Below are 24,381 nucleotides of genomic sequence, written 5' to 3'. Positions count from 1 at the left end.
GGCCACGACCTAGGACTTTCGAAAGGCAATCATGATCAACCTTGAGGTTCCGAAGAAGGCCGGCACCCTGATCAACCAGGCGTACCAGGCCGCGGCCGAGGTGTTCCGGCCGATCTCGCGCAAGTACGACCGCGCCGAACACACCTATCCGACCGAACTCGACATGTTCGCCGCGCTGCTGGACGGGCTGAACTCCTCCGGCGAGGGCGGCGCGGGTGCGGCGGGCGTCCGCCGCTCCGAGAAGAACGAGAAACCGGGCAACCGCAACGGTTCCAACCTCAACATCGTGCTCGGCACGATCGAGATGTGCTGGGGCGACGTCGGATTGCTGCTGTCGATGCCGCGTCAGGGCCTCGGCAACGCCGCCATCGGCTCGGTCGCCACCGACGAACAGCTCAAGAAGTTCTCCGGTCTGTGGGCCGCGATGGCGATCACCGAACCGGACTGCGGTTCCGACTCCGCCGCGATCACCGCGACCGCGCGTCTCGACGGTGACGACTACGTGATCAACGGCGAGAAGATCTTCGTGACCGCCGGCGAGCGCGCCGACGCCGTCGTCGTCTGGGCCACTCTGGACAAGACGAAGGGCCGCGCGGCGATCAAGTCGTTCGTCGTCGAGAAGGGCACTCCCGGCTTCGAGGTGGTGCGCGTCGAGCACAAACTCGGTATCCGCGCCTCCGACACCGCCGTGCTGCGCTTCGAGAACGTCCGCGTGCCCAAGGAGAATCTCCTCGGCACGCCGGAGATCGACACCGCCAAGGGTTTCGCCGGGGTCATGCAGACCTTCGACAACACCCGCCCGCTGGTCGCCGCCATGGCCATCGGTGTCGCCCGCGCGGCGCTCGAAGAGACCCGGAAGATCCTCACCGACGCCGGGGTGAGCATCGACTACGACAAGCCCGTCCACAGCCAGCACGCCGCCGCCGCCACGTTCCTGCAGCTGGAAGCCGACTACGAAGCGGCTTACCTGCTGACCATGGAATCGGCGTGGATGGCCGACAACCGCAAGCCGAACTCGCTGCAGGCCTCGATGGCCAAGGCGAAGGCGGGCCGGTCGGTCGTCGAGATCACGCTGAAATGCGTCGAGCTGGCGGGAACCTTCGGCTACACCGAGGAATCGCTGCTGGAGAAGTGGAGCCGGGACGCGAAGATCCTGGACATCTTCGAAGGCACGCAACAGATCCAGCAGCTGATCGTGGCGCGCCGGATCCTGGGCAAGACGAGCGCCGAACTCAAGTAGACAGTGGGTCGCGTGCTTTGTCCGTGAAGGCCTCCTTCCCTACCTTCAAAGTAGGGAAGGAGGCCTTCACGGACACCAGGCCCAAGCGCCCGTGCGGCTGCGCACGGCTTCCGCATCGGCACCATTTTCGTTTATTCCCAACAGGCTCCGCGACCACGACAACACCATCCGGCGACCCTCCGGCGGGGCCGGGCCGGGGTATTCTCGTAGTTTTCCCAGCCCGCCAAAGCCGGAGTCGCGATGAGACGCTCCGCTCGACAGCTCTCCCCTGTCGCACAGTGGTGTCTGATCGTCCTCGGCAGCACGGCCTGCTACTTCGCCGTCGGCCAGATCGGCATCCAGTGGGCGATCGTCCGTGCGCAGATCTCGCCGCTGTGGCCCGCGGCCGGGGTCGCACTGGCGGTACCGATGCTGCTCGGACCGCGGTTCTGGCCGGGGATCGCCCTCGGCGCGCTCCTGACGAACGTCACGTTCGGGCCCTCGCCACTCGTGGTCCTGGTGATCTCCGCCGGGAACACCCTCGGACCGCTGCTGGGCTACGCCGCGATGCGACGGTGTGGTTTCCGCACCCGGCTCGCCCGGCTCCCGGACGTCGTCCTGCTGGTCGTCATCGGCGCGATCGGGGGCACGGCGGTCAGCGCGCTGATCGGCACCGGCGCACTGGTCGCCGGAGGAGGGCTCGCGTCCACCGAATTCTGGCCGACGGCGCTGGTCTGGTGGACCGGCGACGCGATGGGCGTCCTCACCATCACTCCGCTGCTGCTGCTCGCGCGGAGATTCCGGCCGCCGACCCGGATACCACTTTCCCGCTGGGCCGAAGCCACCGCGCTCGGCGTCTGCGTTTTCGGTGTCTCGTTCCTCGCCGGCACCGACCCACCCAAGACGTTCATCGTCTTCCCCGTGCTGGTGTGGGCGGCCCTGCGCTTCCGGCAGGCCGGTGCGCTGCTGTGTTCCCTGTGCGTCTGCACCTTCATGATCTTCGGTGCGGCGCGCGGCGTGGGACCTTACGGGGACTACGAACTGGCGGCGAGGATGCTGCTGATCCAGACCTTCGACGCCACCATCGGGCTGACGGCGCTGGTGCTGTCCACGGTCGTCCTGGAACGCGACCGCGCGACCGCCGAGATCACCGACGCCTGGCACCACATCACCGAAATGGTCGACATGATCGCGCCACGCCAGTCGATGCGCAGTGCGATGACCACTCGGCGCAAGAGCGAGGAAGCCGCCGACTGAGGCTCAGGCGACCTGTTCGTCGAGGAAGCGATCGAGGTAGCGCCAGGTGGTCCCGCGTGCTTTCCGGCCGGTGAGGACACCCAGGTGCCCGCCGGGCGCGGTCTCGAAGGTCACCGACGGCGCGTTGTCCAGCAGGCCGGTGAGCCGCTCGACGGCCGCACGCGGCGCGATCGTGTCGTTCTGCCCGGCGATGATCAGCGTGGGCACCTTCACCCCGGACAGCGCGATGATGCGGCCGTTGAGGTCGACCGTCCCCTCGGCGAGGTCGTTCGCGCGGAAGAACCGGTGGTAGATCTGGCCGAACGTCCGCCCGGGGTAGGCGATCATGTTGTCCATGAAGTGGTCGACGGCCTCGATCTGCGCCAGGTAGTCCCGGTCGTCGAGATTCTTCAAAATCGCCAGCGGTTTGGTGATCTCCTTGCTGATACCGGTCACCCGGAAGACGCGGCTGACCAAATAGGACGGTGCGCCGCCGAGCACGCGGTAGAACGGCGTCAGCAGGTGGCCGCCGGTGAGGTCCACCAGCGGGCGGAACGGCGCGATCAGCGGGATGGCGGTGAAGTCGAACGGCGACGCGACGGTCGCGATCGACTCGATCGGCAGCTCGGGCTGGTCGGCGGCGGTCAGCAGGGAGAAAATGCCGCCGAGGCACCACGCGACGACGTGCACGCCCTGGCCGCCGGAGTCCTCGCTGACCTTGCGGATGGCGCGCGGGAGCACCTCGTCGATCCAGTGCTCGATGCCGAGGCGCCGATCGGAGAAGGCGACATTCCCGTAGTCGACCAGGTAGGTGTTGCGGCCACCGTCGACCAGGTGCTCGGCAAGACTGCAGCCGCGGCGCAGGTCGAAGCACAGCGCGGGCGCGGCCAGCGGCGGCACCAGCAGCACCGGCGGCCCGGGCACCGGCTCCTTGCCGTTCGTCAGCCGGTAGACCGACCGGTTGGGGCCCTGGTCGATCAGGACGCGCGGCACCGGGCGGAGATCGGCGACACCACCGTGCAGCACCTTCCCGACGACGTTCGACGCGGCGGCGGCGAGCCGTGCCGGGGGTGTTGCCATGAGGTGCCTCCTGGAGGGATCAACGCGGTAAGACGCAATCTTGCCGCGTACGGGCGCACGACTCAATACCGTCGCCGTTCCAGGCCGTCCACTTCGGACGGTCGCTAGGCCGTCCGAGTCAAGAACCGGGCTCCTTTTCCGCCGCCGGAGCGCTGCGCGCGGCCCGCGATTCGTACTCCGTGCGGGCGCTGGAATGCGTTGCCGAGGCCAAAATCCGGTCGCCACCGAGTGCGCGCACCAGCCCTTCGCCGACGCGCCGGGGAAGGAGCCGTGTGATCCTGCCCATGGCGTCCAGCGACGCGGGAACGAAGACGTCGAATTTGGGACGGCGCAACGCATCGGCGATGGCCTGCGCCACATCTTCCGGCTGCACGGATTTGAAGAACTTCGCCTCGCCCAGCCCGCTGGCCAGTTCGGTGCGCACCACGGCGGGCATCACGCACGAGACCAGGACGCCCGTTCCGCGCAGTTCCAGATGCACCGATTCCGACAGGCCGACGACGGCGTGTTTCGTGGCGCAGTAGGTGGCGGCGCCGGGGAAGCCGGCCTTTCCCGCCATCGAAGCGATGTTGACGATGTGACCCGTGCCACGCGGGCGCATTCGCTTGACCGCTTCCCTGGTGCCGTGGATGACCGCGTGCAGGTTGATTTCGAGCAGCCGCCGGGTCGCCGCGTCGTCCTCTTCGTCGAGCGGCGCGAGCGGCATGATGCCCGCGTTGTTGATCAGCACGTCGATCGGCCCGACGCGCCGCTCGACCTCGTCGAGGAACGCGGTGAAGCCCTCGATGTCGGTGACGTCGAGCGGCAGCGCCTCCGCGCCCAGTTCGGCCGCGGTCTTCTCGGCGAGCACCTGGTCCAGATCGCCGATCACCACCTTGGCACCGAGCCGGGACAGCGCCGACGCGGTGGCGGCTCCGATGCCCTGCGCCGCTCCGGTGATCACGACGACCTTGCCTGCCAGGGAACGTTCACGCTTGGCCATGCTGGGCTCCTCTGCGACTGCGCTGTCCAGGGCACTGTTGGCGATGTGTCAACTATGGTGCACTCGAAGCCGCGACGACGCCAGTCCTAGGGGCGCTGCTCGAACACCTGCCCGATCCAGCCGTTGACGTCGAAGCGTTCCGTCGGCTTGAAGCCCTGGCTCTCGTAGTAACGCTGCAGGTCGCCGTCGCCGCCGGCCCAGCAGTCGACCCGCACCAGCCCGATGCCGCGGTCCCGCGCCTGGGCCAGCGCGAACTCGATGAGCCGCGAGCCGACCCGGTGACCGGTGAACCGGCGCGAGGTCAGCAGCAGGCCGATGTAGATCTCCGGCTCGTCGACCGGTGAGACATGCGGGAAACGGTCACCGAGGATGATCGCCCCGGCCACCTGGCCGTCGATCTCGGCGAGGTACAGCCCCGGCCCGTCGGCCATCCCGCGGACCCGCTCGACCCGCTTCGGGATCGTGGACCACGGCTCGCTCCCCCACTGCCCTTCGCTGCCGCGCGAGGCCAACCACGCGACGACCTCGTCGAACATGCTCAGCAGCGTCTCGAAGTCCCCAGAACCACCCTGCCGGATGATGAAGTCACTCATCCTTCTGTTCTACAACATCGTGAGGACACGCGGCCCTTCTGTCGTGATCGCCACCGTGTGCTCGACGTGCGCGGCGCGGCAGCCGCTCGCGGTGTGCAACGTCCAGCCGTCTTCCGCGGTCCGGTACTCGTCGCTGCCGTCCATGATGTACATCGGCTCGATCGCCAGGACCAGGCCCGGCTTGAGCCGCATGCCGCGGCCCGGCCTGCCCTCGTTCGGCAGGTGCGGGTCCTCGTGCATCGCGCGACCGATGCCGTGCCCGCCATGGTTCTCGAGGAGGCCGTACCCGGCCTCGCGGCCGATGGAGCCGACGGCGTGGGAAATGTCGCCCATCTTCCCGCCCGCCACCGCGGCGGCGATACCGGCGGCCAGGCCACGCTCGGTGGTCGCGATGAGTTCGAGGTCGGCGGGGTCGGCGGTGCCGACGACGTAGCTGATCGCCGCGTCACCGTGCCAGCCGTCGATGTAGGCGCCGCAGTCGATGCTGACCAGGTCACCGTCGGTCAGCCGATAGTCCGACGGGATGCCGTGGACGACGGCGTCGTTGACGCTCGCGCAGATCACGCCGGGGAAGGGCGTCGGCGCGGAATGCGGCCGGTAGTTCAGGAAGTTCGGCTTCGCGCCGGCGTCCCTGATCACCTGCGCGGCGACCTCGTCCAGCTCCTTCAAGCTGACGCCGATCGCCGACGCCTTCTTCACCGCTTGCAACGCCTGCGCCACGACTCGGCCGGACTCGCGCATGACGTCCAGCTCGGCCTGGGATTTCAACTCAACCATGACGATAACTATACCGGTATAGTTATCGTTCGCAAGCGTGGCCCTCCTGACCGCGTTCAGCGGACCACTTGCGTCGGCGGGTAGCGGCGACGGGTCGCGAGTGGCGATTCGGGCTATTGAGGGGCAAGGCGAATACGGCGTGATCGACTCGTTGCCGTGAAGGTAGCGAAGGCATCGTCGCCCGGGTCACCCCTTGATCAACGGAGGATCGGGGACGTTGAGTGTCCCGGATCTTCCGTTGATCAAGCCCGTGTCGATCACGACCGGTGGACCGGAGACCGAGTAAGGAAGATTCCGGACGCTCAACGACCGGAATCCTCCCGAGCTGAGACACGGCGCGCTTTTGACTGTCCACAAGGGACACTTTAACCCAGTTCGATGTCCGATTTAGGTGTGTACGTGCGGTTTCGAGTGGGGTCGCGTGTGCCGATCAGGGTTAGAACACCACTTGGCGCTCACGACCCCTCGGGAACCCACGCATACCGCTCAAGTCGGACACTTGCCTGCCAAAAAGTGTCCTTTGTGGACACTTTGCTTTCCTTTTCGGCTTCCCCACCCATAGAACCCGGATCGCCACTCACGACCAACCCAGCCACCCTCACCCGCAGCCTCAAGTCAGGAAAGTCCCGAAACCGCGTCAGGCGACGCCGAGGTGGCGCGCGATCAGCATCCGCTGCACCTCCGAGGTGCCCTCGCCGATCTCCAGGATCTTCGCGTCCCGGTAGAAGCGGCTCACCGGGAACTCGTTCATGAAGCCGTACCCGCCGAAGATCTGTGTCGCCTCGCGTGAGTTGTCCATGGCGGCGTTCGACGCGACCAGCTTCGCGATCGACGCCTCCTTCTTGAACGGTTCGCCGCGCAGCATCTTCGACGCCGCCGCGTAGTACGCCAGGCGCGCGGTGTGCGTGCGCACCTCCATGTCGGCGATCTTGAACTGGATCGCCTGGTACTCACCGATCTTGTGCCCGAACGCCTCGCGTTCCTTGACGTAACGCAGGCATTCGTCGATACAACCCTGCGCGAGCCCGACGCTCAGCGCCGCGATCGCGACCCTGCCTTCGTCCAAAATGGACAAGAACTGGGCGTACCCTCGGCCGCGTTCGCCGACGAGGTTCTCCGCCGGGACACGGACGTCGTCGAACGACAGCTCGTGCGTGTCCGAGCAGTTCCAGCCGACCTTGGAGTACTTCGGCGCGACCGCGAAGCCCGGGGTGCCGGACGGGACGATGATCGCCGAAATCTCCTTGCGCCCGTTCTCCTTCACGTCGGTGACGGCGGTGACGGTGACCAGTTTCGTGATGTCGGTACCGGAGTTGGTGATGAACGATTTGCTGCCGTTGATCACCCAGCTGTCACCGTCGAGCTTCGCCCGCGTGCGGGTGGCACCGGCGTCCGAGCCACCGCCCGGTTCGGTGAGCCCGAAGCCGCCGAGCGCGGTGCCCGCGCACAGTTCGGGGAGCCACTTCTCCTTCTGTTCCTCGGAGCCGAACCGGTAGATCGGCATGGCACCAAGGGAAACCCCGGCCTCAAGGGTGATCGCGACCGAGGAGTCGACCCGCGCCAGCTCCTCCAGAGCCAGGCAGAGCGCGAAGTAGTCGCCGCCCATGCCGCCGTATTGCTCCGGGAAGGGCAGACCGAACAGGCCCATCTCGGCCATCTTCGCGACGATCTCGTACGGGAACTCCTGCCGCTCGTACAGGTCGCCGATGACCGGGGCGACCTCGGAACGGGCGAAGTCCTCGACCGTCTTGCGCAGCGTCTCGTACTCGTCGTCCAGCCGAAAGTCGATCATTGGCCATCCTTTTGGGGTGTCACAACGGCTACGGTCTCGTCCAGGGCGACCTGTTGGCCCGTCCGGACGGGGAGTTCGCTGACCACGCCGTCGATCGGCGCGGTGATCGTGTGCTCCATCTTCATCGCCTCGACGACCACGAGCGGCGTCCCGGCGCTCACGACGTCGCCGGCGGCGACCTTGACCACCAGCACGGTGCCGGGCATCGGGCTGGTGACCGGCCCGGCACCGCCCGCGGCACCGGCGGCCGACCGCAGCCTTTCGCGTTCACCGATCGCGAAGCTGTGGCCGTCGCGCGCGAGCCAGACTGTCTTCCCGCGTCCGGCGGCGTGGCGGTAACGGTGGAATCCGCTGGGATGCCGGACTTCGAGCAGATCGCCCTCGCGCCGCGCGGAAACCCGCGTCGGCTCACCGCCGTCGACGCTGACGAGCGCGTTCGCCGGGGTGCCCTGCACGCGCACGACGGCTTCGGAAGCACCGGACTTCAAGGCGAAGTCGATTCCGCCGGACGCGCCGAGCCGCCAGCCGTCGGGAACGGCCCACGGATCGATCACCGGCCCGTGCGGCTGCAAGGACAGCAACCTGTCGAGCGCGGCGGCCACGAAGAATTCCGGCGGCACCTCTTCGGAGACCAAAGTGGACAGTTGCCGGTCGACGAGTCCGGTGTCGAGCTTGCCGTCGCGGACGTCGGCGTCCGCCAGCAGCCCGCGCAGGAAGGCGACGTTCGTGCCGACGCCGAGCAGCGCGGTGTCGGCGAGCGCGAGATCGAGCCGGTGCAACGCGGCCGCGCGATCCGGGCCCCAGGCGATGACCTTGGCCAGCATCGGGTCGTAGTTCGAACCGATGACCGCGCCCTCGCTCATCCACGAGTCGACACGAACGCCCTCGCCGGACGGCTCGTGGACCGCGAGCACGGTGCCACCGGTCGGGATGAAGCCACGGGCGGGATCTTCGGCGTACACGCGGGCTTCGACGGCGTGCCCCGCCAGCCGGACGTCGTCCTGCGACACCGTGAGCACGTCGCCCGCGGCGATCTTGACCTGCCACTCGACGAGGTCGAGCCCGGTCACCAGTTCGGTCACCGGATGCTCGACCTGGAGCCGGGTGTTCATCTCCATGAAGAAGAACTCGTCGGGCGCGAGGGCCGACACGATGAACTCGACCGTGCCCGCGCCCACGTAACCGACCGACCGTGCCGCTTCGACCGCGGACGCGCCCATTTTCGCGCGCGTCGCCTCGTCCAGCAGGACCGACGGCGCCTCTTCGATGATCTTCTGATGCCGCCGTTGCAGGCTGCACTCGCGCTCGCCGAGGTGGATCACGTTGCCGTGCTGGTCGGCGAGCACCTGGATCTCGATATGCCTCGGCGTGGTGACGAACCGCTCCATCAGCAGGGTGTCGTCGCCGAAGGAACCCTTGGCCTCACGGCGGGCGGACTCCACCGCGGCGTCCAATTCGGACAGTTCGTGCACCAGCCGCATCCCCTTGCCGCCACCACCGGCGGACGGCTTGAGCAGCAGCGGGAACCCGACCTTTTCCGCGGCGGCCGCGAAGCCGCCGTCAGGAATGTCCACATCGGACGCACCGGGTACGACCGGGACACCGGCCTCGGACACCGTCGCCTTGGCACGGATCTTGTCCCCCATGGCGTCGATCGCCTCGACCGGCGGACCGATGAAGACCAGACCGGCTTCGGCGCAGGCCCGGGCGAACTCGGCGTTCTCCGCGAGGAATCCGTAGCCCGGATGAACGGCCTGCGCGCCCGTGTCGAGTGCCGCCTGGACGATCGCCGGGATCGACAGATAGCTTTTCGCCGCTTCGGCCGGGCCGATCCGGACCGCCGTATGCGCCTCGCGGACGTGCTTGGCGTCGGCGTCCGCGTCGCTGTACACCGCGACCGAGCGGATGCCGAGCCCCTGCAACGAGCGGATCACGCGGACGGCGATCTCCCCGCGATTGGCGACCAGAACCGTGTCGAACATGCTCACATCCGGAAAACGCCGTAGTTGACATCGGACAAAGGCGCGTTGGCCGCCGCGGACAACGCGAGGCCGAGCACCGTGCGGGTGTCCGCCGGGTCGATCACGCCGTCGTCCCACAGCCGCGCCGTCGAGTAGTACGGGCTCCCCTGCGCCTCGTACTGCTCGCGGATCGGCTCCTTGAAGGCTTCTTCGTCCTCACTGGACCATTCGCCGCCGCGAGCCTCGATGGCGTCGCGGCGGACCGTCGAGAGCACCGACGCCGCCTGCTCACCGCCCATCACCGAGATCCGCGCGTTCGGCCACATCCACAGGAACCGCGGCGAGTACGCGCGGCCGCACATCGAATAGTTGCCCGCACCGAACGAGCCACCGATGACGACGGTCAGCTTCGGCACCCGCGCGCAGGCCACCGCGGTGACCATCTTCGCGCCGTGCTTGGCGATGCCGCCCGCCTCGTAGGCACGGCCGACCATGAAGCCGGTGATGTTCTGCAGGAACAGCAGCGGGATCGAGCGTTTGTCGCACAGCTCGATGAAGTGCGCGCCCTTCATCGCGGACTCGGCGAACAGCACGCCGTTGTTCGCGATGATGCCGACGGGGTGGCCGTGGATCCGGGCGAACCCGGTGACCAGCGTCGAGCCGTACTCCTTCTTGAACTCGCCGAACCGGCTGCCGTCGACGATCCGGGCGATGACCTCGCGGACGTCGTAGGGCACGCGCGGGTCGGTCGGGACGACGCCGTACAACTCGTTCGGATCGGCGGCCGGCTCCTCGGTCGGGAGCACGTCCCACGGGCGTGGCGTACGCGGTCCCAAAGTCGACACGATCGAGCGAACGATGCGGAGCGCGTCGGCGTCGTCCTCGGCCAGGTGGTCGGTGACGCCGGACTGACGCGAGTGCACATCCCCGCCGCCGAGTTCCTCGGCCGTGACGACCTCGCCGGTCGCGGCCTTCACCAGCGGCGGGCCGCCGAGGAAGATCGTGCCCTGATTGCGCACGATGACCGCTTCGTCGCTCATCGCCGGGACGTACGCGCCGCCCGCGGTGCAGGAGCCGAGCACCGCCGCGATCTGCGGGATGCCGCGCGCGGACATGGTCGCCTGGTTGTAGAAGATCCGGCCGAAATGCTCACGATCCGGGAAGACCTCGTCCTGCCTCGGCAGGAACGCACCGCCGGAGTCCACCAGGTAGACGCACGGCAGATTGTTGTGCAGCGCGACCTCTTGCGCGCGCAGGTGCTTCTTGACGGTCATCGGGTAGTACGTGCCGCCCTTGACCGTGGCGTCGTTCGCGACGATCACGCATTCGCGGCCGGAGACCCGCCCGATTCCGGTGATGATCCCGGCCGACGGCGCTTCGTCGTCATACAGTCCGGTGGCGGCCAGCGGGGACAGCTCCAGGAACGGCGAACCCGGGTCGAGGAGGGTGTCGACCCGGTCGCGCGGCAGGAGTTTGCCCCGCTCGACGTGGCGGGTGCGGGATTTCTCCGGGCCCCCGAGCCGGGCCGCGGCGAGCCGCTTGCGCAGGTCCTCGACCAGCTCGGCATGGGAGGTGACGCTGCGGGCGTACTCGTCGCTGCCCGGATCCGCCGAAGTGCTCAGTACGGGTGTGTCCATGGCTCCTCGTCGCCAAGTTAGCCGTCGTTAACTCGCTGACTCAGGTTAACGCCTGCTAACCCGCTCTGTCCACCGCACCCTGGGAAGCGCGTGAAGGCCCCCTTCCCTCGACTGAACCGAAGAGAAGGGGGCCTTCGCACGCAGACTGTCAGCCGATGGCCGAGACCAGCGGGGCGTAGTAACCGCCACGCTGTCCGGCGACCGTCGGGTGGTACGAGTTCACCACCGGCCAGGTGAGGCTGTGCAGGTAGTCACTGGCCGACGAGCAGATGTTGTGCCCGGTGAAGGCACCCCGCACGTCGACGAACTTCGCGCCGTGCGCGGCCGCGCGAGCCGAAAGCACAGAGGCCAGCGCGTCGGAGCCCGAGTTGATCGCGGTGCGCTTGGTGTCGCTCAGCCCGACCGAGCACGAACCCGGAACCGTGTAGAAGCGCGGGTAACCGAGGACGACGAGCTGCGCGCCCGGCGCCTTCGACTTGATGGTGCTGTAGACGTTGTCCAGCAGGCCGGGCAGCGTGTTGTTCACGTAGTTCTTGGCGGTGTTCACCCGGTTGATGCAGGTCTGATCGCTGCCGGTGGTGCAGGTGGTCATGACGTCGGCGAACCCCGCGTCGTTACCGCCGACCGACACCGTCACCAGCGTGGTGCTGGAGGTGACATTGGCGGCCTGGTCGAGGACATCGCCGGTGCGCGCCCCCGAGCACGCGACGAACTTGAACGAGGTACCGGCGTGGGCGTTGGCCCACAGCTGGGGATAGGCGTTGGTGCTGCGCATGCAGTTGCCCGAGTCCCCGTAACTGCCGGCACCGACACCGGAGGAGTACGAGTCACCGAGCGCGACGTAGTTGGTGGCGGCTTGCGCGGTACCGGCAAGCCCGAAACTGGCGAGAACGGCGACCCCCAGGGCCACGACTGATCTGGTGAAGGAACGCGATTCGATCCGAGCAGGGACGGCCATGGTCACTCCTTCGTGACAAGTTAACGAGAGACAGCATTACCAGGTGGTAGCTCCACGCAAAAGGGTCATTTCCCCAGGTAACCCGCTTGGCTCAGGCTGGAAGTACGGCCGCGTGTTAGCGCTCGCTAACAGGCGCCCCTAATATGGCCAGATGTCGGCGAACCCCACCCCACTCGTGAACGGCGAGAAGGCGAACAGGCGTGAACAGATCATGGCCGCCGCCGCCGAACTCTTCGCCCACCACGGGTTCCACGGCGTCGGGATCGACGACATCGGCGCGGCGGTCGGTATCTCCGGACCCGCGCTGTACCGGCATTTCCGCAGCAAGGACGCCATTCTCGGGGAGATGCTGAACTCGATCAGCCGCTACCTCCTCGACGGAGGGACGGCACGCGCGAGTCAACGGGGCGAGCCCGGCGATGTTCTCGAAGCATTGGTGCATTTTCACGTGGACTTCGCGCTCGCGCATCCCGCGCTGATCACCGTCCAGGAGCGCAACCTCGCCAATCTCACCGACGGCGACCGCAAGCAGGTCCGCGCCATTCAGCGCCAGTACGTCGAGGTGTGGGTGCGCGCGATCAGCGACGCCGTGCCCGGAATCGGCGAGCGGCAGGCGAGGTCGGCGGCACACGCGGTCTTCGGGTTGATCAACTCGACGCCGTACAACCGCCATCTCGGTGACAGCGAACTCGCCGAAATGCTCTGCCGCCTCGCGCTGGGTGCACTGCACGCCGCGAAGTGACCACGTCCGGGTTTCCGCCTGTCGCCACTTTTCCGTCCACTGGTGTTTGATAGGCACGTGGAGCCGGACAGGAGCGAGTACGAGCGGAGGCTCGTCGAGAAGGCGCAGCGTGCGCTCGTGGCGATCAGCCTCGGGGAGGACGCCGAGGCGCTCGACGAGCTCGCGCCGACGGCCGAAGAACCGATCGCCCGCTCCGAAGAGACCAAAGAGCTCGTCATGATGCTCTTCGGCGAATGCAGCGCCATGGTGTCGACGCTGGGTGATGGAGGAAGTGCGCCGGTCAAGGTGCAGGTGTTCGACGAGGACGGCGAAGAGGTCTCCATCGATCAGGCCGACCCGCCCGTCCGTACGGCCGTGCGCACGCTGCTGGCCGAAGTGCACGGCAACAGCGAGGCCGCGCAGGAACAGGTCGAGATCGCGCTCGCCAACGCCGCCCCGGACGAGGTCGACAGCCTGGTGCTGCAGGCGCTGCGCTGGACGATCCGGCTGTCGGCGGAATGCCTCGACCGGGATCTGCCGGTGGCGCCCTGGATTTCGGACGCCGTCGCCGACTAGGCCTCGTGAGTGATTCGGGTCGTTCTAGCCAAGGGTGTTTCAGGTACCTACGGCGGGTGGGCCCGGTGAAGGACTCCGTGGGGGACTTGTGTTTGGTCACCCGCTGGTGTGGGGCTGGTGCGGGTTGCCGCCCCCCTCACACCTTTCCCAGTACATGATGGCCCCCTTCCTTGCGCTAGGCGCAAGGAAGGGGGCCATCATGTACTTCACGCGAGCAAGCCCTTCACCAGTTTCGCGATCTGCTCGGTTTCGATCAGGAACGAGTCGTGCCCGTAGGGCGAGCCGATGACGGCGAACTCGGCACCCGCGACCCCGTCCGCGATGGACTGTGACTGGTAGAGCGGGTAGAGCCGGTCGCTGTCGACCCCGGCGGCGACCGTGCGCGCGGTGATCCGGCCCAGCGCGTTCGCGACGCCACCGCGCCCGCGGCCGACGTCGTGGGTGTTCATCGATTCGGTGAGCACCACGTAACTGCCGGCGTCGAAGCGGCGGGACAGCTTCCCGGCATGATGGTCCAAATAGGACTCGACGGCGAACCGGCCGCCACGCAACGGATCCTCGCCGTCCTGGTGGCGACGGCCGAACCGGCGCGAAAGTTCCGCCTCACTGCGATAGGTGACGTGCGCGATGCGGCGCGCGATGCCGAGACCTGCCTCCGGTCCGCCGCCCGGGACGTCGTGGTAGTCGCCGCCGTGCCAGCCCGGATCGGCGCGAATGGCGTGCAGTTGCGGCGCGGCCCAGGCGATCTGGTCGGCCGACGCCTGCGCCGTCGACGCGAGGACGAGCAGCGACGCGACCCGCTCCGATTCCCCCACCGCCCATTCCAGCGCGCGCATTCCGCCCATCGAGCCGCCGAGCACCGCGGCCCACCGGCCGATACCCAGCGCGTCGGCGAGAACGACCTCGGCGGCCACCTGATCCCGTACGGTCACAACGGGAAACCTGCTGCCCCAAGCCTTCCCGTCCGGATGCCGGGACGGAGGCCCGGTCGAACCCTGGCAGCCGCCGAGCACATTCGGGACCACGACGAAGAATTCGTCCGTGTCGACAGCCTTGCCAGGGCCGATCAGGCCGTCCCACCAGCCCGGACTGACGTGCCCTTCCTCCGCGGGTCCGACGGCGTGGCTGTCGCCGGTCAGCGCGTGCTCGACGAGAATCGCGTTGGAGGCGCTGGAATTCAGCGTTCCCCAGGTTTCGTAGGCGAGCGTGAAAGACAGTTCCGGCCCGGTTTCGAGCACTTGGGTGCCGGTGACGAACTGGCGCCGTCCAGGCGGATCTCCCTCCCGCCACGCCCCGGTGCCGGGAGGAAGATCGGGAGCCTGGGTCACAGAGCCGCCTTGGCCGCCCGGAATCCGGCCTCGAGGTCGGCCTTGAGGTCCTCGATCCCTTCCAGCCCGACGGCGAGCCGCACGAGCCCTGGCGTGACACCGGTGGAGACCTGCTCCTCGGGTGCGAGCTGGCTGTGCGTCGTCGAGGCCGGGTGCACGATCAGGCTGCGCACGTCACCGATGTTGACCAGCTGGCTGTGCAGTTCCGTACCGTCCACAAAGGCCCGTCCGGCGTCGACGCCGCCACGGAGGTCGAAGGACAGGACGGCGCCCGCGCCCTTCGGCAGGTATTTCTTCGCGGCCGCGTGGTACGGGCTCGAGGGAAGCCCGGCGTAGTACACCTTCTCGACCTCGTCGCGCTGCTCCAGCCATTCGGCCAGCGCCTGGGCGTTGGCCACGTGCCGCTCCAGCCGCAGCGACAGGGTCTCGATCCCTTGCAGGATGAGGAAACTGTTCAGCGGCGCGATCGCGGCACCGGTGTCACGCAGGATCTGCACCCTGGCCTTGGCGGCGTACGCGCCGGGGCCGAGCGCCTCCCAGTACTTGAGGCCGTGATAGCTCGGATCGGCCTCGTTGAAGCCGGGGAAGCGCGCGGGATCCTTGCCGAAGTCGAAGGTTCCGCCGTCGACGAGTACACCCGCGACCGTGGTGCCGTGGCCGCCGAGGTACTTGGTGGCCGAGTGGACCACGACATCGGCGCCGTGCTCGATCGGGCGGACGAGGTACGGCGTGGGCACGGTGTTGTCCACCACCAGCGGGACACCCGCTTCGTGCGCGGCGTCGGCGACCGCGCGGATGTCGAGCACGTTGCTGCCGGGGTTGGCCAGCGTCTCGGCGAAGAACAGTTTGGTGTTGGGCCGGACCGCGGCCTTCCACTGCTCGATGTCGTCCTGGTCCTCGACGAACGAGACCTCGATGCCGAGCTTCGGCAGCGTGTAGTGGAAGAGGTTGTAAGTGCCGCCGTAGAGAGACGGACTGGAGACGAAATGGTCACCCGCGTTTGCCAGGTTGAGGATGGCCGCAGTCGTCGCCGCGGATCCGGAGGCGAACGCCAGCGCCGCGACGCCGCCTTCGAGCGCGGCGAGGCGCTGTTCCAGGACGTCCTGCGTCGGGTTGTTGATCCGGGTGTAGATGTTGCCCGGCTCGGCGAGGCTGAACAGGTCGGCGCCGTGCTGGGTGTCGCGGAACACGTACGAGGTGGTCTGGTAGATCGGGGTCGCCCGCGCACCGGTGGCGGTGTCCGGCGCGGCACCCGCGTGGATCTGCTTGGTCTCGAACGACCATCCGTCCGCGCTCATCGCGATTCTCCTAGCGGTTCAAGGGTTCCGGCTGTTGTCACCGAAGCTAGCTCCGCCGAACGGACCACCCAACCACTCTCAGGAAGTGGGATTCTTCTCCTGAAGGGCGAACCGGTTGCCCTCGGAGTCGACGAACATCGCCCACCAGCCCCACGGCTGCTTCTCCGGACGCGCCGGGAATTCCACCCCTTTCGCCGAAAGCTCCTCGTAGGTCTTCTCGATGTCGTCGGCGTAGAAGAAGAAGTTGGCCGTCGGCAATTCGTCCCGCACTTCGAACCGCTTCAGGTCCTCCGGCGCGGTGCTCAGGACGAGCGCCGTCGCACCATCGGTGGAACTGACCTCGACCCAGCGGTTCCCCTTGTCGTCGTAGGGCACGTCGGTGGTGATCTCGAAGCCGACGACCTCGGACCAGAACCTCTTCGCCCGTTCCTGATCCCGCACCCCGACGACGATCTTGTGCACGCCCTGTATCGCCACGTCCGCCTCCTCGTCTCCATCATGGAAGTAACGAGATCGGAGTGTGTGCTTCCCGGATGGCCGATGGCAACCCGCAGCTCACCTCCACGGCGTTCCGGACCCCACACGAGGTCTGACGTGTGCGGCGGTCCCAGCTGCTGGACAATCGCCCCATGGTTTCGGTGCGCAGTGTCGTCGATCGAGTCGGTCCGACGCTGTTGCACGCCCTCCAGGTCCCCGAGGAGTCCCCGGCCGTCGGCGACGTCGTCATCGCCGAACCAGGCAACACCCTCGCGGCGGGCGATCTCGTCCTCGGCGTCGCGATCACCGAGACGTCGGACGCCGCCGAACTCGTCAAGCTCAGCGCGTCGAAAGGGGCCGCCGCGGTCCTCCTGAAGCCTCCGCTCGCGGCGAAACCGTCGGTCAAGCGGGCGGCGAAGTCGGCGGACATCGCGTTGATCGAAGTGCGCTCGGCGACGTCGTGGGCCCAGCTGGTCTGGCTGCTCAGGACCGTCCTCGACGCGCTCGCCGACGAATCCGACGCGCTGGAGGACGGCGGCGGTCCCGGTTCCGGCGACCTGTTCCGGCTCGCCGACGCGGTCGCTTCCGTCGTCGACGCGCCCGTCACCATCGAGGACACCAACTCGCGGGTGCTCGCCTACTCGGCCCGGCAGGACCTGACCGACTCCGCGCGCGTCTCCACGATCATGGGCCGCCGCATCCCCGACGACGTGCTCGCGCGGTTCCGTTCGCGAGGGGTGTTCCGCGAACTTTCCCGTGGACGGCAAACGATCTTCGTACCCGCGCAGCGCGACGGCACGCTGCCCCGGCTCATCGTGCCGATCCGGATGGGCGGCGAGCTGCTGGGGTCGATGTGGGCGGTCGTCGCGGGCCCGGTCTCCGACGAACGCGCGGCAGCCTTCGCCGACGCGGCGCCCGTCGTCGCGCTGCACCTGCTGCGCCGCCGCGCGCACACCGATTCGCAACGGCGGGTCTCGGCCGAACTCCTGCGCGCCGTGCTCGAAGGGAAGGCCAGCCCGCGCAAGGCGATCGCCGAACTCGACCTGTCCGAGGAGCCGCACCGCGTCGTCGTCATCGAAGTCTCCGGCGGTGACGGTCGCGACGACGAGGGCCTGCGGCTCGCCCTCCTCGAACGGATCTCGCAAGGTGTCGGCAGACGACCGGTGGCCACCGAACTCGGCGGGGTGCTCTACGCCGTCGTCCCGGACGGGGACGGCTGGGACGAACTCCGAGCCGCGCTCGAAGCCCTCCCGGCGTCGCGCCGCGGCGGCACCCCTCGGGCGGCCGCCGGCTCGGCCCGTGAGATCGGGGAACTCGCGACCTCCCGCGCCCAGGCCGACGAGGCGTTGGGCCTGCTACGCGCCAAGCTCGTCCCCGGCCGGGTCGTTGTCTTCGACGAGGCGTGGACAGCCCTTTCGCTGCATCGCGGGGCGACGGCGGCGAGTACGGCGAAGGTGGCCGAACTCGGTCCGCTCGGCCTGCTGCGCGCGCACGACGAAGCCCACGAGAGCGGCTACGTCGACACGCTCTACCAATGGCTCCGGTACCCCGGCGATCCCCGCGCGGCCGCGAAGGAACTCCGGATCCATCCCAACACCCTCCGGTACCGCATGCGGCGGCTGCTCGACCTCGTCCCGCTGGACCTCGATGATCCCGACGTCCGGCTGGCGTTGCTCACGCAACTCGTTTCGCTCCGGTGGAGCTGAGTCAACTACAAAATATTCAATACCGAACACTTTGTAGTGCTACAGAATTGTGCGCCGACGTCATGAAAGGGTCTTTCAGGACGTAAACCGTCTCGAAAGACCCTTTCCCGACATCCGGCGACTAGTGGGCGCTGGCGCGATATCCGTCCTCAATGGTCTGACGTACCGCGGCGAGCAGATCGGCGCCCGGGTAAAGCGGCAAAAGCACACCGGGGCCGCCGTCGACCCGCAGCGCGGCTTCGTAGCCATGCCCGGGAGTTTCGACCAGACCCACGATGACATCCGCCGGATTGCCTTCGGTGTCGACGGTGCGGACACGCCGCTCCCGCCGCCAGTCCTGATTTGTCATGCGCAACAGAATGGCAGCTTACCGGCCAGTAAGATCAACATCTTGACTCGATCGTGCTGCATTTACCGATCCGCCGGTAGCACGGCCGCGCTCACCCCCAGCGAACGCGGCCGTGCGTCAAACCCGATAACCGAGGTCGTCGGCGACGAATCGCTTCGGCACCATCCGGATCCAGACGGTCCCTTTCACCTCGGGATCATCGTGCAGGTACGAACGAAAACGCGCATCCCATTTCCGCTCGTCCGCCCCGAGATACCGGCTCAGCAGCCGCCGTCCACGGGGAACGTCGAACGGCAGCACCTCCGCCTCGCCTCGCGCGAGCACCTGCTTGACCACGCCGGTGCCGACGTCGCAGACATCGACGGTCAACGCGATCGACGGCGACTCTCGGACGAGACCGGCCAGACGCGCCCATGGTCCGGTGAGGAGCCAGAAGGCGCGGTTCTCCCAGAGGTACCAGGTCGGGCGCACGGTCGGCCCGGCCGTGGCGACCCTCGCCGTCAACGGACCGGCGAGGAATTCGTCGGCGTCGAACATCAGACCTCGAGCAATGTCTTGCCGACCGTGCCCCGCGACTGCATCACCGCGTGCGCGTCCGCCGCCCGGTCGAGCGGGAACCGTTGACCGATCACGGGTTCCAGCCGCCCCGCCGCGGCTTCGGCGAGGGCGGACTCGGTGAACGCGCGCATTTCGGCCGGCCCGCCGAACTGCCGGATCACCGTGACCCCGCGTGCGGCGGCGTCCTCTTCGGACACCTCGGTCCAGACGCCGCTCGACAGTCCGAAGATCAGCATCCGGCCACCGGGCCGCAGCAGCCCGAACGAAGTTGTCCCGATCTCACCGCCGACCCCGTCGAACACGACGTCGACCTCGCCCGCCTTCGCCGCCCAGTCCGGCTCGCGGTAGTCGACCGCCAGATCGGCTCCGCGGGCCCGGACGTGCTCGGTCTTCGCCGGGCCACCAGCGGCACCGACGACTTCCGCACCGGCCGCCTTGGCGAGCTGGACGACCAGTCCGCCGACACCCCCGGCCGCGGCCTCGACCACTACGCGCTCTCCTGGCTTGATCCGGGCGGCGGTCACCAACGCCGTCGCCGTGCGGCCGTCGGCGAGGATCGCCACCGCCGCGTCGAGGGCCAGGCCGTCCGGGACCTCGAAGACGGCGTCGGCGGCGACAACGACGCGTTGCGCGTACGCCCCGGAGCCGCCTGTCGAGGTCACGACGCGTTTCCCGGCCAGACCGCGATCGACCCCTTCGCCGACTGTGCTGATCACCCCGCCGACGCCGTTGCCCGGGATCATCGGCAGCTCCACGCGGAACGGCCCGCCGCCGGCGCGGACCTGGGTCTCGACGAACGTGATATTGGCGTACGCCACCTCGATCAGCACCTGGCCCGCTGCCGGGACCGGATCGGGAGCGTCACCGGCGACGAGCACTTCGGGCCCGCCGAACTCTTTCAACCACACGGCTCTCATGTGAGCCAAGGTGCAAGCTCCAGTTCGGTGGAGGTCAAGCGACTGTGCCGGAAGAACCATGATCGGTTCGCGAGATTGTCGCGCCCGCACGATGACACCGCCGTCCGGGTACATCACCGTGAGTGGCAGCACCTTCTAGTAGACCGCCGCAGGAGGCTTCCAGTGCGTATCGCCGTCCCCCGTGAAATCAAGAGGCACGAATACCGGGTGGCGCTCACCCCGGCGGGCGTGCACGAACTGACCGGGCGCGGCCACGACGTCTTCGTCGAGACCGGTGCCGGCCTCGGCTCGTCGATCACCGACGAGGAGTACGTCGCCGCGGGCGCGAAGGTCCTCGCGACGGCGGAGGAGACCTGGTCCGAGGGCGAACTCGTGCTCAAGGTCAAGGAGCCGATCGCCGAGGAGTACCCGCGGCTGCGGCGCGACCAGGTGCTGTTCACCTACCTCCACATCGCCGCCGACCGGCCGCTGACCGACGCGCTGCTGGCGGCGGGCACCACCGCGATCGCGTACGAGACGGTGCAGACCCCGAACCGCGCGCTGCCGCTGCTCGCGCCGATGTCCGAGGTCGCCGGGCGGCTGGCGCCGCAGGTGGGCGCGTTCTCCCTGATGAAGCCCAGCGGTGGCCGCGGTGTGCTGCCCGGCGGGATTCCCGGTGTGCACCCGGCTCGCGTGGTCGTGATCGGTGGCGGTGTCGCCGGTCTGAACGCGGCGCGGGTCGCGCTCGGCCTCGGCTCGGACGTCGAAATCCTCGACACCAACGTCGACCGGCTCCGCCAGATCGACAACGACTTCGGCGGCCGCATCCGCACGGTGACCTCGAACGCGCTGTCGGTCGAGCAGGCCGTGCTGGAGGCCGACATGGTCATCGGCGCGGTGCTCGTGCCCGGCGCGAAGGCGCCGAAGCTGGTCTCGAACGAGCTTGTCTCGCGGATGCGTCCCGGCAGTGTGCTGGTGGACATCGCGATCGACCAGGGCGGCTGCTTCGCCGACTCGCGGCCGACCACGCACGACGAGCCGACCTACAAGGTCCACGAGTCGGTGTTCTACTGCGTCGCGAACATGCCGGGTGCCGTCCCGCGTACGTCGACCTACGGGCTGACCAACGTGACGCTGCCGTACGCCGTCCAGCTGGCGGACCACGGTTGGAAGAAGGCGCTGCAGGCGGACGCTTCGCTGGCGAAGGGCCTCAACACCCACGATGGCGCCCTGACGAACGCCCCGGTCGCGGCCGCGCACAGCCTGCCCGCCACCGAACTGGCCACCGTTCTGGCCTGACCCCCAAGCCACACTCCCACGCGAGGGACCTTTGCCACCCCAGTGCGAAGGTCCCTCGCCCCTTTTCTCGTGCGCGCCGATGACGGTTATCGAGGGGTAGGGCGAACGTGTCCGGTTGACGAGAGGGTGAGTTGTCACCTCTTCACGAGTCTGGCCGGTGCGGCGGGCCGAGACACGCCACGTTTGCCTTACCGCTCAACAGAACCGTCTTTTAGGCACCTATTCGGGTCCTGCGCCTTTGCCGGCGCGCCGCCGTTGTGACTGGTGGTGGCCTTCACGCGCGGTCGAGCTCGTGCCGATCAAGACCTGGCGGCGCAACCCGCACGAACTCCACCCCAGTGGCTAACCACACTCCGGAACCTTCACGCACTCTGGCCGCACCACTCACCAGGCCAGGGCGCCCCGCGCCCGAGGCCGACCCACCCGCCGACCGCAGCCGGACGCACCGTGGGCTCGGCCCCCGGGAACTACGACGAAGCCCCACCTCGGTGAAGGTGCGCAAGCACCGAACAAAGTGGGGCAAAGGGGCTGAGGGCGGCCCGCTCAACCAGCCTGGGGGTCACTGGGAGCGGGCCGCCTCCTACATCGTAGGTAATAAGTCGCCGTCGCGCTGCATGGGGCCGCGATGTCGTCCGAATTATTTCTTCACAGACCATCGACGGGGTCGGTGAATTTTCGCGCTCCGCGGCGCAAAACCGGTAGTCAGCGGCCATTCGGCCCAGTGTCGGCTGCGCTGAGGGACGGAACCGTCACGGCGCTGAACGTGATGAAGGTCGCTTTCGGCGGATTGACCCCTTCCGCGGGTGCGGGCTCACCGGGTGAGGCAGGATGTCGCGTGATCGGCCTTCGTCAACAAAAGGGGACGGTATGCACGACGGCAGTGGCCGCATCGCGGTGCAGAACCTGAGCAAGCAGTTCGGTGCGGTCAACGCGGTCCAGAATCTGAGCTTCACGGTGGAGCCGGGTTCGGTGACCGGTTTCCTGGGGCCCAACGGGGCCGGGAAGACCACGACGCTCCGGATGCTGCTCGGGCTGGTGACGCCCACGAACGGCACGGCGACCATCAACGGGCGCCCGCACGACCAGCTGGGGAACCCGGCCAGGGTCGTCGGCTCGGTGCTGGAGAACGAGGGCTTCCACCCGGGACGTACGGCGCGGAATCACCTGCGCGTGTACTCGGCGGCGATCGGGATGCCGGATCAGCGGGTGGACGAGGTGCTGGGCCTGGTCGGCCTGTCGTCCGCGGCGGACCGCAAGGCGGGCGGGTTCTCGCTCGGGATGCGGCAGCGGCTGGCGCTGGCGACGGCGTTGCTGGGGAATCCGCAGGTGCTGGTGTTGGACGAGCCCACGAACGGTCTCGACCCCGAAGGCATCCTATGGCTTCGGAACTTCCTGCGCGCCTACGCGCGTGAAGGGCGCACGGTGCTGGTCTCGAGCCACCTGCTGAACGAGGTGGAGCAGACGATCGACCAGGTCGTGATCATCAGCCAGGGCATGACGCGCTACAACGGCTCGCTGGACCAGTTGCGCAAGAGCAACCAGTCGCGCGTGCTGGTGCAGTCCGCGGACGCGAACGGCCTGGTCTCGGCGATGCAGGAAGCGGGCATCACGCAGGTCTCGCCGATGCCGGACGGCCGTGTCGCGGTCTCCGGTGCGACGGTGCAGCAGATCGGTGACATCTCCGCCAAGGCGAGCATCGCCGTCTACGGCATGCAGGAGGAGACCGCGGATCTGGAGCGGATGTTCTTCCAGCTGACCCAGGGGCAGTACGCCGCGCCTCCGCCCGGCTTCCAGCAGGGACCGCCTCCGGGCTACCAGGGTCCGCCTCCGGGGTATCAGGGCCCGCCACCCGGGTACCAGGGTCCGCCTCCGGGCTATGCCCCGCAGAACACCCCGCCGCCCGGATTCGCTCCGCCGCAGCAACAGCAACAGCAACAGTTCCAGCAGGGCCAGCAGCCCCAGCAACAGCAGTACCAGCAGGCGCCACCTCAGCAGGCGCAGCAGGGCCAGAACGAGGTCTGGGGAGGCCAGGGCTGATGGGCAACCTGATCAAGGCGGAGTTCCGCAAGACGCTCACGCTCAAGGCGTGGTGGGCGCTGATGATCCCCGCGGTGGTCTTCGCGTTCGTGTTCGCCCTGTTCTGGGGCAGGATCACCAACGACTTCAGTGACTTCCTCGGGCGCTCCGACACCCGCGAACTGACCGAGGCGCTCGGCATCTCGACCGGCCAGCTGCCCGTCGGCCTGCTCGCGCTCGGGCACGGCATCAACATCGGCACGATGATCCCGATCATCTTCGGTGTCTTCGCGCTCGCCGGTGAGTACACGAAGAAGACGATCACCACGACGTTCCTCACCGCCCCGAACCGGGTTTCGGCACTGAGCGCGAAGATGATCACCTACGTCGCGTGGGGCGCGATCTACGGCGTGATCATCGTGGCCGCGGCGAGCCTCGGCACCGTGATCACGGTCGACAGCGAACGCCTGCCGACGGCGGGCCAGTGGCTGGGCGTGCTCGGCGCCGGTGTCCTCGCGACGGTCCTCGCGACCTTGTTCGGCATCGGGGTCGGCGCGGTGTGGCGCAGTGTCGTCGGCAGCATCATCACGCTGACGATCTGGATGCTCGTGGTCGAGAACGTCCTGGTGTTCGTCTCGTTCGGCGCGTGGGACATCACGTGGCTCGGCGGGGTCCTGCCGAACGGCACGGTCAACGGCATCGTGGGTGCCATCGGCGCGGAGGCGTTCGGTGCCGCCGGCGTGAAGGTGCCTGGTCTGCAGGACGAGACGGCGTGGGCGCTGCAGTACGCGGCCGGTGCGCCCGGCGCGTTCTCATGGTGGGCGTCCGCGCTCATCTTCTTCGGCTGGACGATGATCTTCTTCCTGGCGGGCTGGGCCGTGAACCAGAAGAAGGACATCACGTAGTCCTTCGCGAACGCGTG

General features: G+C 68.1%; 22 protein-coding genes. 8 read left to right on the top strand and 14 right to left on the bottom strand.

Features of this window, described 5'->3' with window-relative positions; genetic code table 11:
• Nucleotides 1-31: 31 nt before the first annotated feature.
• Together AVL48_RS07260 and AVL48_RS07255 are read left to right on the top strand one after the other, a co-directional pair.
• Nucleotides 32-1,240: an acyl-CoA dehydrogenase family protein gene (locus tag AVL48_RS07260; RefSeq protein WP_061985835.1), complete on the top strand. Its 1,209-nt coding sequence runs from the start codon at nt 32-34 to the stop codon at nt 1,238-1,240.
• A 240-nt stretch (nt 1,241-1,480) separates the two neighbouring features.
• The gene (locus AVL48_RS07255) at nt 1,481-2,476 is read left to right on the top strand and encodes an MASE1 domain-containing protein (protein WP_061985837.1); all 996 of its coding nucleotides are present in this window, start codon (nt 1,481-1,483) and stop codon (nt 2,474-2,476) included.
• A 3-nt stretch (nt 2,477-2,479) separates the two neighbouring features.
• On the opposite strand, the gene AVL48_RS07250 is transcribed toward AVL48_RS07255, so the two are convergent.
• From AVL48_RS07250 to AVL48_RS07215, 8 genes are all read right to left on the bottom strand, one after another.
• Nucleotides 2,480-3,535 carry an alpha/beta fold hydrolase gene (locus AVL48_RS07250; protein WP_061985839.1) on the bottom strand — a complete coding sequence of 352 codons (1,056 nt, stop codon included), beginning with the start codon at nt 3,533-3,535 and terminating at the stop codon, nt 2,480-2,482.
• Nucleotides 3,536-3,653: 118 nt separating this feature from the next.
• A complete protein-coding gene (locus tag AVL48_RS07245; RefSeq protein WP_061985841.1) occupies nt 3,654-4,517 on the bottom strand; it encodes an SDR family oxidoreductase in 864 nt (287 codons plus the stop codon).
• Nucleotides 4,518-4,603: 86 nt separating this feature from the next.
• Nucleotides 4,604-5,110, bottom strand: coding sequence for a GNAT family N-acetyltransferase (locus AVL48_RS07240; RefSeq protein WP_061985843.1), 507 nt, complete (start codon nt 5,108-5,110; stop codon nt 4,604-4,606).
• Between the two features lie 9 nt (nt 5,111-5,119).
• On the bottom strand, nt 5,120-5,887 hold the full coding sequence (map, locus tag AVL48_RS07235; protein ID WP_061985845.1) for a type I methionyl aminopeptidase: 768 nt from the start codon (nt 5,885-5,887) through the stop codon (nt 5,120-5,122).
• 637 nt (nt 5,888-6,524) lie between these two features.
• The gene (locus tag AVL48_RS07230) at nt 6,525-7,679 is read right to left on the bottom strand and encodes an acyl-CoA dehydrogenase family protein (RefSeq protein WP_061985847.1); all 1,155 of its coding nucleotides are present in this window, start codon (nt 7,677-7,679) and stop codon (nt 6,525-6,527) included.
• Entirely contained in the window at nt 7,676-9,661 is a 1,986-nt protein-coding gene (locus tag AVL48_RS07225) for an ATP-binding protein (protein ID WP_061985849.1), read from the bottom strand. Before AVL48_RS07225 ends, AVL48_RS07230 begins: the two co-directional genes overlap by 4 nt.
• A 2-nt stretch (nt 9,662-9,663) precedes the next feature.
• The gene (locus tag AVL48_RS07220) at nt 9,664-11,277 is read right to left on the bottom strand and encodes a carboxyl transferase domain-containing protein (protein WP_061985851.1); all 1,614 of its coding nucleotides are present in this window, start codon (nt 11,275-11,277) and stop codon (nt 9,664-9,666) included.
• A gap of 148 nt (nt 11,278-11,425) precedes the next feature.
• A complete protein-coding gene (locus AVL48_RS07215; RefSeq protein WP_061985854.1) occupies nt 11,426-12,235 on the bottom strand; it encodes an SGNH/GDSL hydrolase family protein in 810 nt (269 codons plus the stop codon).
• Nucleotides 12,236-12,386: 151 nt separating this feature from the next.
• On the opposite strand from AVL48_RS07215, the gene AVL48_RS07210 reads away from it, so the two are divergent.
• Together AVL48_RS07210 and AVL48_RS07205 are read left to right on the top strand one after the other, a co-directional pair.
• On the top strand, nt 12,387-12,977 hold the full coding sequence (locus tag AVL48_RS07210; protein ID WP_061985855.1) for an SACE_7040 family transcriptional regulator: 591 nt from the start codon (nt 12,387-12,389) through the stop codon (nt 12,975-12,977).
• Nucleotides 12,978-13,034: 57 nt separating this feature from the next.
• The gene (locus tag AVL48_RS07205; protein ID WP_061985857.1) at nt 13,035-13,532 is read left to right on the top strand and encodes a hypothetical protein; all 498 of its coding nucleotides are present in this window, start codon (nt 13,035-13,037) and stop codon (nt 13,530-13,532) included.
• Between the two features lie 206 nt (nt 13,533-13,738).
• Here the strand turns inward: AVL48_RS07205 and metX are convergent, their stop codons facing one another.
• The 3 genes from metX to AVL48_RS07190 all read right to left on the bottom strand — a co-directional run bounded on the left by metX (nt 13,739) and on the right by AVL48_RS07190 (nt 16,635).
• Nucleotides 13,739-14,860, bottom strand: coding sequence for a homoserine O-acetyltransferase MetX (gene metX, locus AVL48_RS07200; RefSeq protein ID WP_061985859.1), 1,122 nt, complete (start codon nt 14,858-14,860; stop codon nt 13,739-13,741).
• Nucleotides 14,857-16,158, bottom strand: a complete 1,302-nt coding sequence (locus tag AVL48_RS07195; protein ID WP_061985861.1) for a bifunctional o-acetylhomoserine/o-acetylserine sulfhydrylase — start codon at nt 16,156-16,158, stop codon at nt 14,857-14,859. The genes metX and AVL48_RS07195 overlap by 4 nt, the downstream gene beginning before the upstream one ends.
• 78 nt (nt 16,159-16,236) lie before the next feature.
• Nucleotides 16,237-16,635 (bottom strand): VOC family protein, encoded by a 399-nt coding sequence (locus tag AVL48_RS07190; RefSeq protein WP_061985863.1) that lies wholly within the window; start codon nt 16,633-16,635, stop codon nt 16,237-16,239.
• A 152-nt stretch (nt 16,636-16,787) separates the two neighbouring features.
• On the opposite strand from AVL48_RS07190, the gene AVL48_RS07185 reads away from it, so the two are divergent.
• Complete coding sequence (locus tag AVL48_RS07185; protein ID WP_061985865.1) at nt 16,788-18,341, top strand: PucR family transcriptional regulator; 1,554 nt, start codon at nt 16,788-16,790, stop codon at nt 18,339-18,341.
• 121 nt (nt 18,342-18,462) lie between these two features.
• Here AVL48_RS07185 and AVL48_RS07180 read toward each other — a convergent pair whose 3' ends face one another.
• The 3 genes from AVL48_RS07180 to AVL48_RS07170 form a co-directional block, all read right to left on the bottom strand.
• Complete coding sequence (locus AVL48_RS07180; RefSeq protein ID WP_007033850.1) at nt 18,463-18,690, bottom strand: hypothetical protein; 228 nt, start codon at nt 18,688-18,690, stop codon at nt 18,463-18,465.
• Nucleotides 18,691-18,807: 117 nt separating this feature from the next.
• Entirely contained in the window at nt 18,808-19,227 is a 420-nt protein-coding gene (locus AVL48_RS07175; protein WP_061985867.1) for a pyridoxamine 5'-phosphate oxidase family protein, read from the bottom strand.
• Nucleotides 19,227-20,165: a zinc-binding dehydrogenase gene (locus AVL48_RS07170; RefSeq protein WP_061985870.1), complete on the bottom strand. Its 939-nt coding sequence runs from the start codon at nt 20,163-20,165 to the stop codon at nt 19,227-19,229. The genes AVL48_RS07175 and AVL48_RS07170 overlap by 1 nt, the downstream gene beginning before the upstream one ends.
• 162 nt (nt 20,166-20,327) lie before the next feature.
• Between AVL48_RS07170 and ald the strand changes: the two genes are divergently transcribed.
• The 3 genes from ald (at nt 20,328) to AVL48_RS07155 (ending at nt 24,364) form a co-directional block, all read left to right on the top strand.
• Nucleotides 20,328-21,443 (top strand): alanine dehydrogenase, encoded by a 1,116-nt coding sequence (gene ald / locus AVL48_RS07165; RefSeq protein WP_061985872.1) that lies wholly within the window; start codon nt 20,328-20,330, stop codon nt 21,441-21,443.
• Nucleotides 21,444-22,310: 867 nt separating this feature from the next.
• On the top strand, nt 22,311-23,480 hold the full coding sequence (locus tag AVL48_RS07160; protein ID WP_061985874.1) for an ABC transporter ATP-binding protein: 1,170 nt from the start codon (nt 22,311-22,313) through the stop codon (nt 23,478-23,480).
• Nucleotides 23,480-24,364 carry an ABC-2 transporter permease gene (locus AVL48_RS07155; protein ID WP_061985876.1) on the top strand — a complete coding sequence of 295 codons (885 nt, stop codon included), beginning with the start codon at nt 23,480-23,482 and terminating at the stop codon, nt 24,362-24,364. Before AVL48_RS07160 ends, AVL48_RS07155 begins: the two co-directional genes overlap by 1 nt.
• Nucleotides 24,365-24,381 lie beyond the last annotated feature (17 nt).

The organism is Amycolatopsis regifaucium (assembly GCF_001613935.1).
GTDB lineage: Bacteria > Actinomycetota > Actinomycetes > Mycobacteriales > Pseudonocardiaceae > Amycolatopsis > Amycolatopsis regifaucium.
Note: the sequence above shows the minus strand (reverse complement) of the source record. Positions and strands in the feature narration are given on the sequence as shown.

Bases quoted from the DNA above. Each gene is read 5' to 3' on its own strand.
- AVL48_RS07195 (WP_061985861.1), bottom strand. From the start codon at position 16,158: ATGAGCGCGGACGGATGGTCGTTCGAGACCAAGCAGATCCACGCGGGT.
- AVL48_RS07260 (WP_061985835.1), top strand. From the start codon at position 32: ATGATCAACCTTGAGGTTCCGAAGAAGGCCGGCACCCTGATCAACCAG.
- AVL48_RS07255 (WP_061985837.1), top strand. From the start codon at position 1,481: ATGAGACGCTCCGCTCGACAGCTCTCCCCTGTCGCACAGTGGTGTCTG.
- AVL48_RS07155 (WP_061985876.1), top strand. From the start codon at position 23,480: ATGGGCAACCTGATCAAGGCGGAGTTCCGCAAGACGCTCACGCTCAAG.
- AVL48_RS07250 (WP_061985839.1), bottom strand. From the start codon at position 3,535: ATGGCAACACCCCCGGCACGGCTCGCCGCCGCCGCGTCGAACGTCGTC.
- AVL48_RS07175 (WP_061985867.1), bottom strand. From the start codon at position 19,227: ATGTTCGACGCCGACGAATTCCTCGCCGGTCCGTTGACGGCGAGGGTC.
- AVL48_RS07215 (WP_061985854.1), bottom strand. From the start codon at position 12,235: ATGGCCGTCCCTGCTCGGATCGAATCGCGTTCCTTCACCAGATCAGTC.
- AVL48_RS07210 (WP_061985855.1), top strand. From the start codon at position 12,387: ATGTCGGCGAACCCCACCCCACTCGTGAACGGCGAGAAGGCGAACAGG.
- AVL48_RS07180 (WP_007033850.1), bottom strand. From the start codon at position 18,690: ATGACAAATCAGGACTGGCGGCGGGAGCGGCGTGTCCGCACCGTCGAC.
- AVL48_RS07160 (WP_061985874.1), top strand. From the start codon at position 22,311: ATGCACGACGGCAGTGGCCGCATCGCGGTGCAGAACCTGAGCAAGCAG.
- AVL48_RS07225 (WP_061985849.1), bottom strand. From the start codon at position 9,661: ATGTTCGACACGGTTCTGGTCGCCAATCGCGGGGAGATCGCCGTCCGC.
- AVL48_RS07185 (WP_061985865.1), top strand. From the start codon at position 16,788: ATGGTTTCGGTGCGCAGTGTCGTCGATCGAGTCGGTCCGACGCTGTTG.
- AVL48_RS07240 (WP_061985843.1), bottom strand. From the start codon at position 5,110: ATGAGTGACTTCATCATCCGGCAGGGTGGTTCTGGGGACTTCGAGACG.
- AVL48_RS07220 (WP_061985851.1), bottom strand. From the start codon at position 11,277: ATGGACACACCCGTACTGAGCACTTCGGCGGATCCGGGCAGCGACGAG.
- AVL48_RS07230 (WP_061985847.1), bottom strand. From the start codon at position 7,679: ATGATCGACTTTCGGCTGGACGACGAGTACGAGACGCTGCGCAAGACG.
- map (WP_061985845.1), bottom strand. From the start codon at position 5,887: ATGGTTGAGTTGAAATCCCAGGCCGAGCTGGACGTCATGCGCGAGTCC.
- AVL48_RS07245 (WP_061985841.1), bottom strand. From the start codon at position 4,517: ATGGCCAAGCGTGAACGTTCCCTGGCAGGCAAGGTCGTCGTGATCACC.
- AVL48_RS07170 (WP_061985870.1), bottom strand. From the start codon at position 20,165: ATGAGAGCCGTGTGGTTGAAAGAGTTCGGCGGGCCCGAAGTGCTCGTC.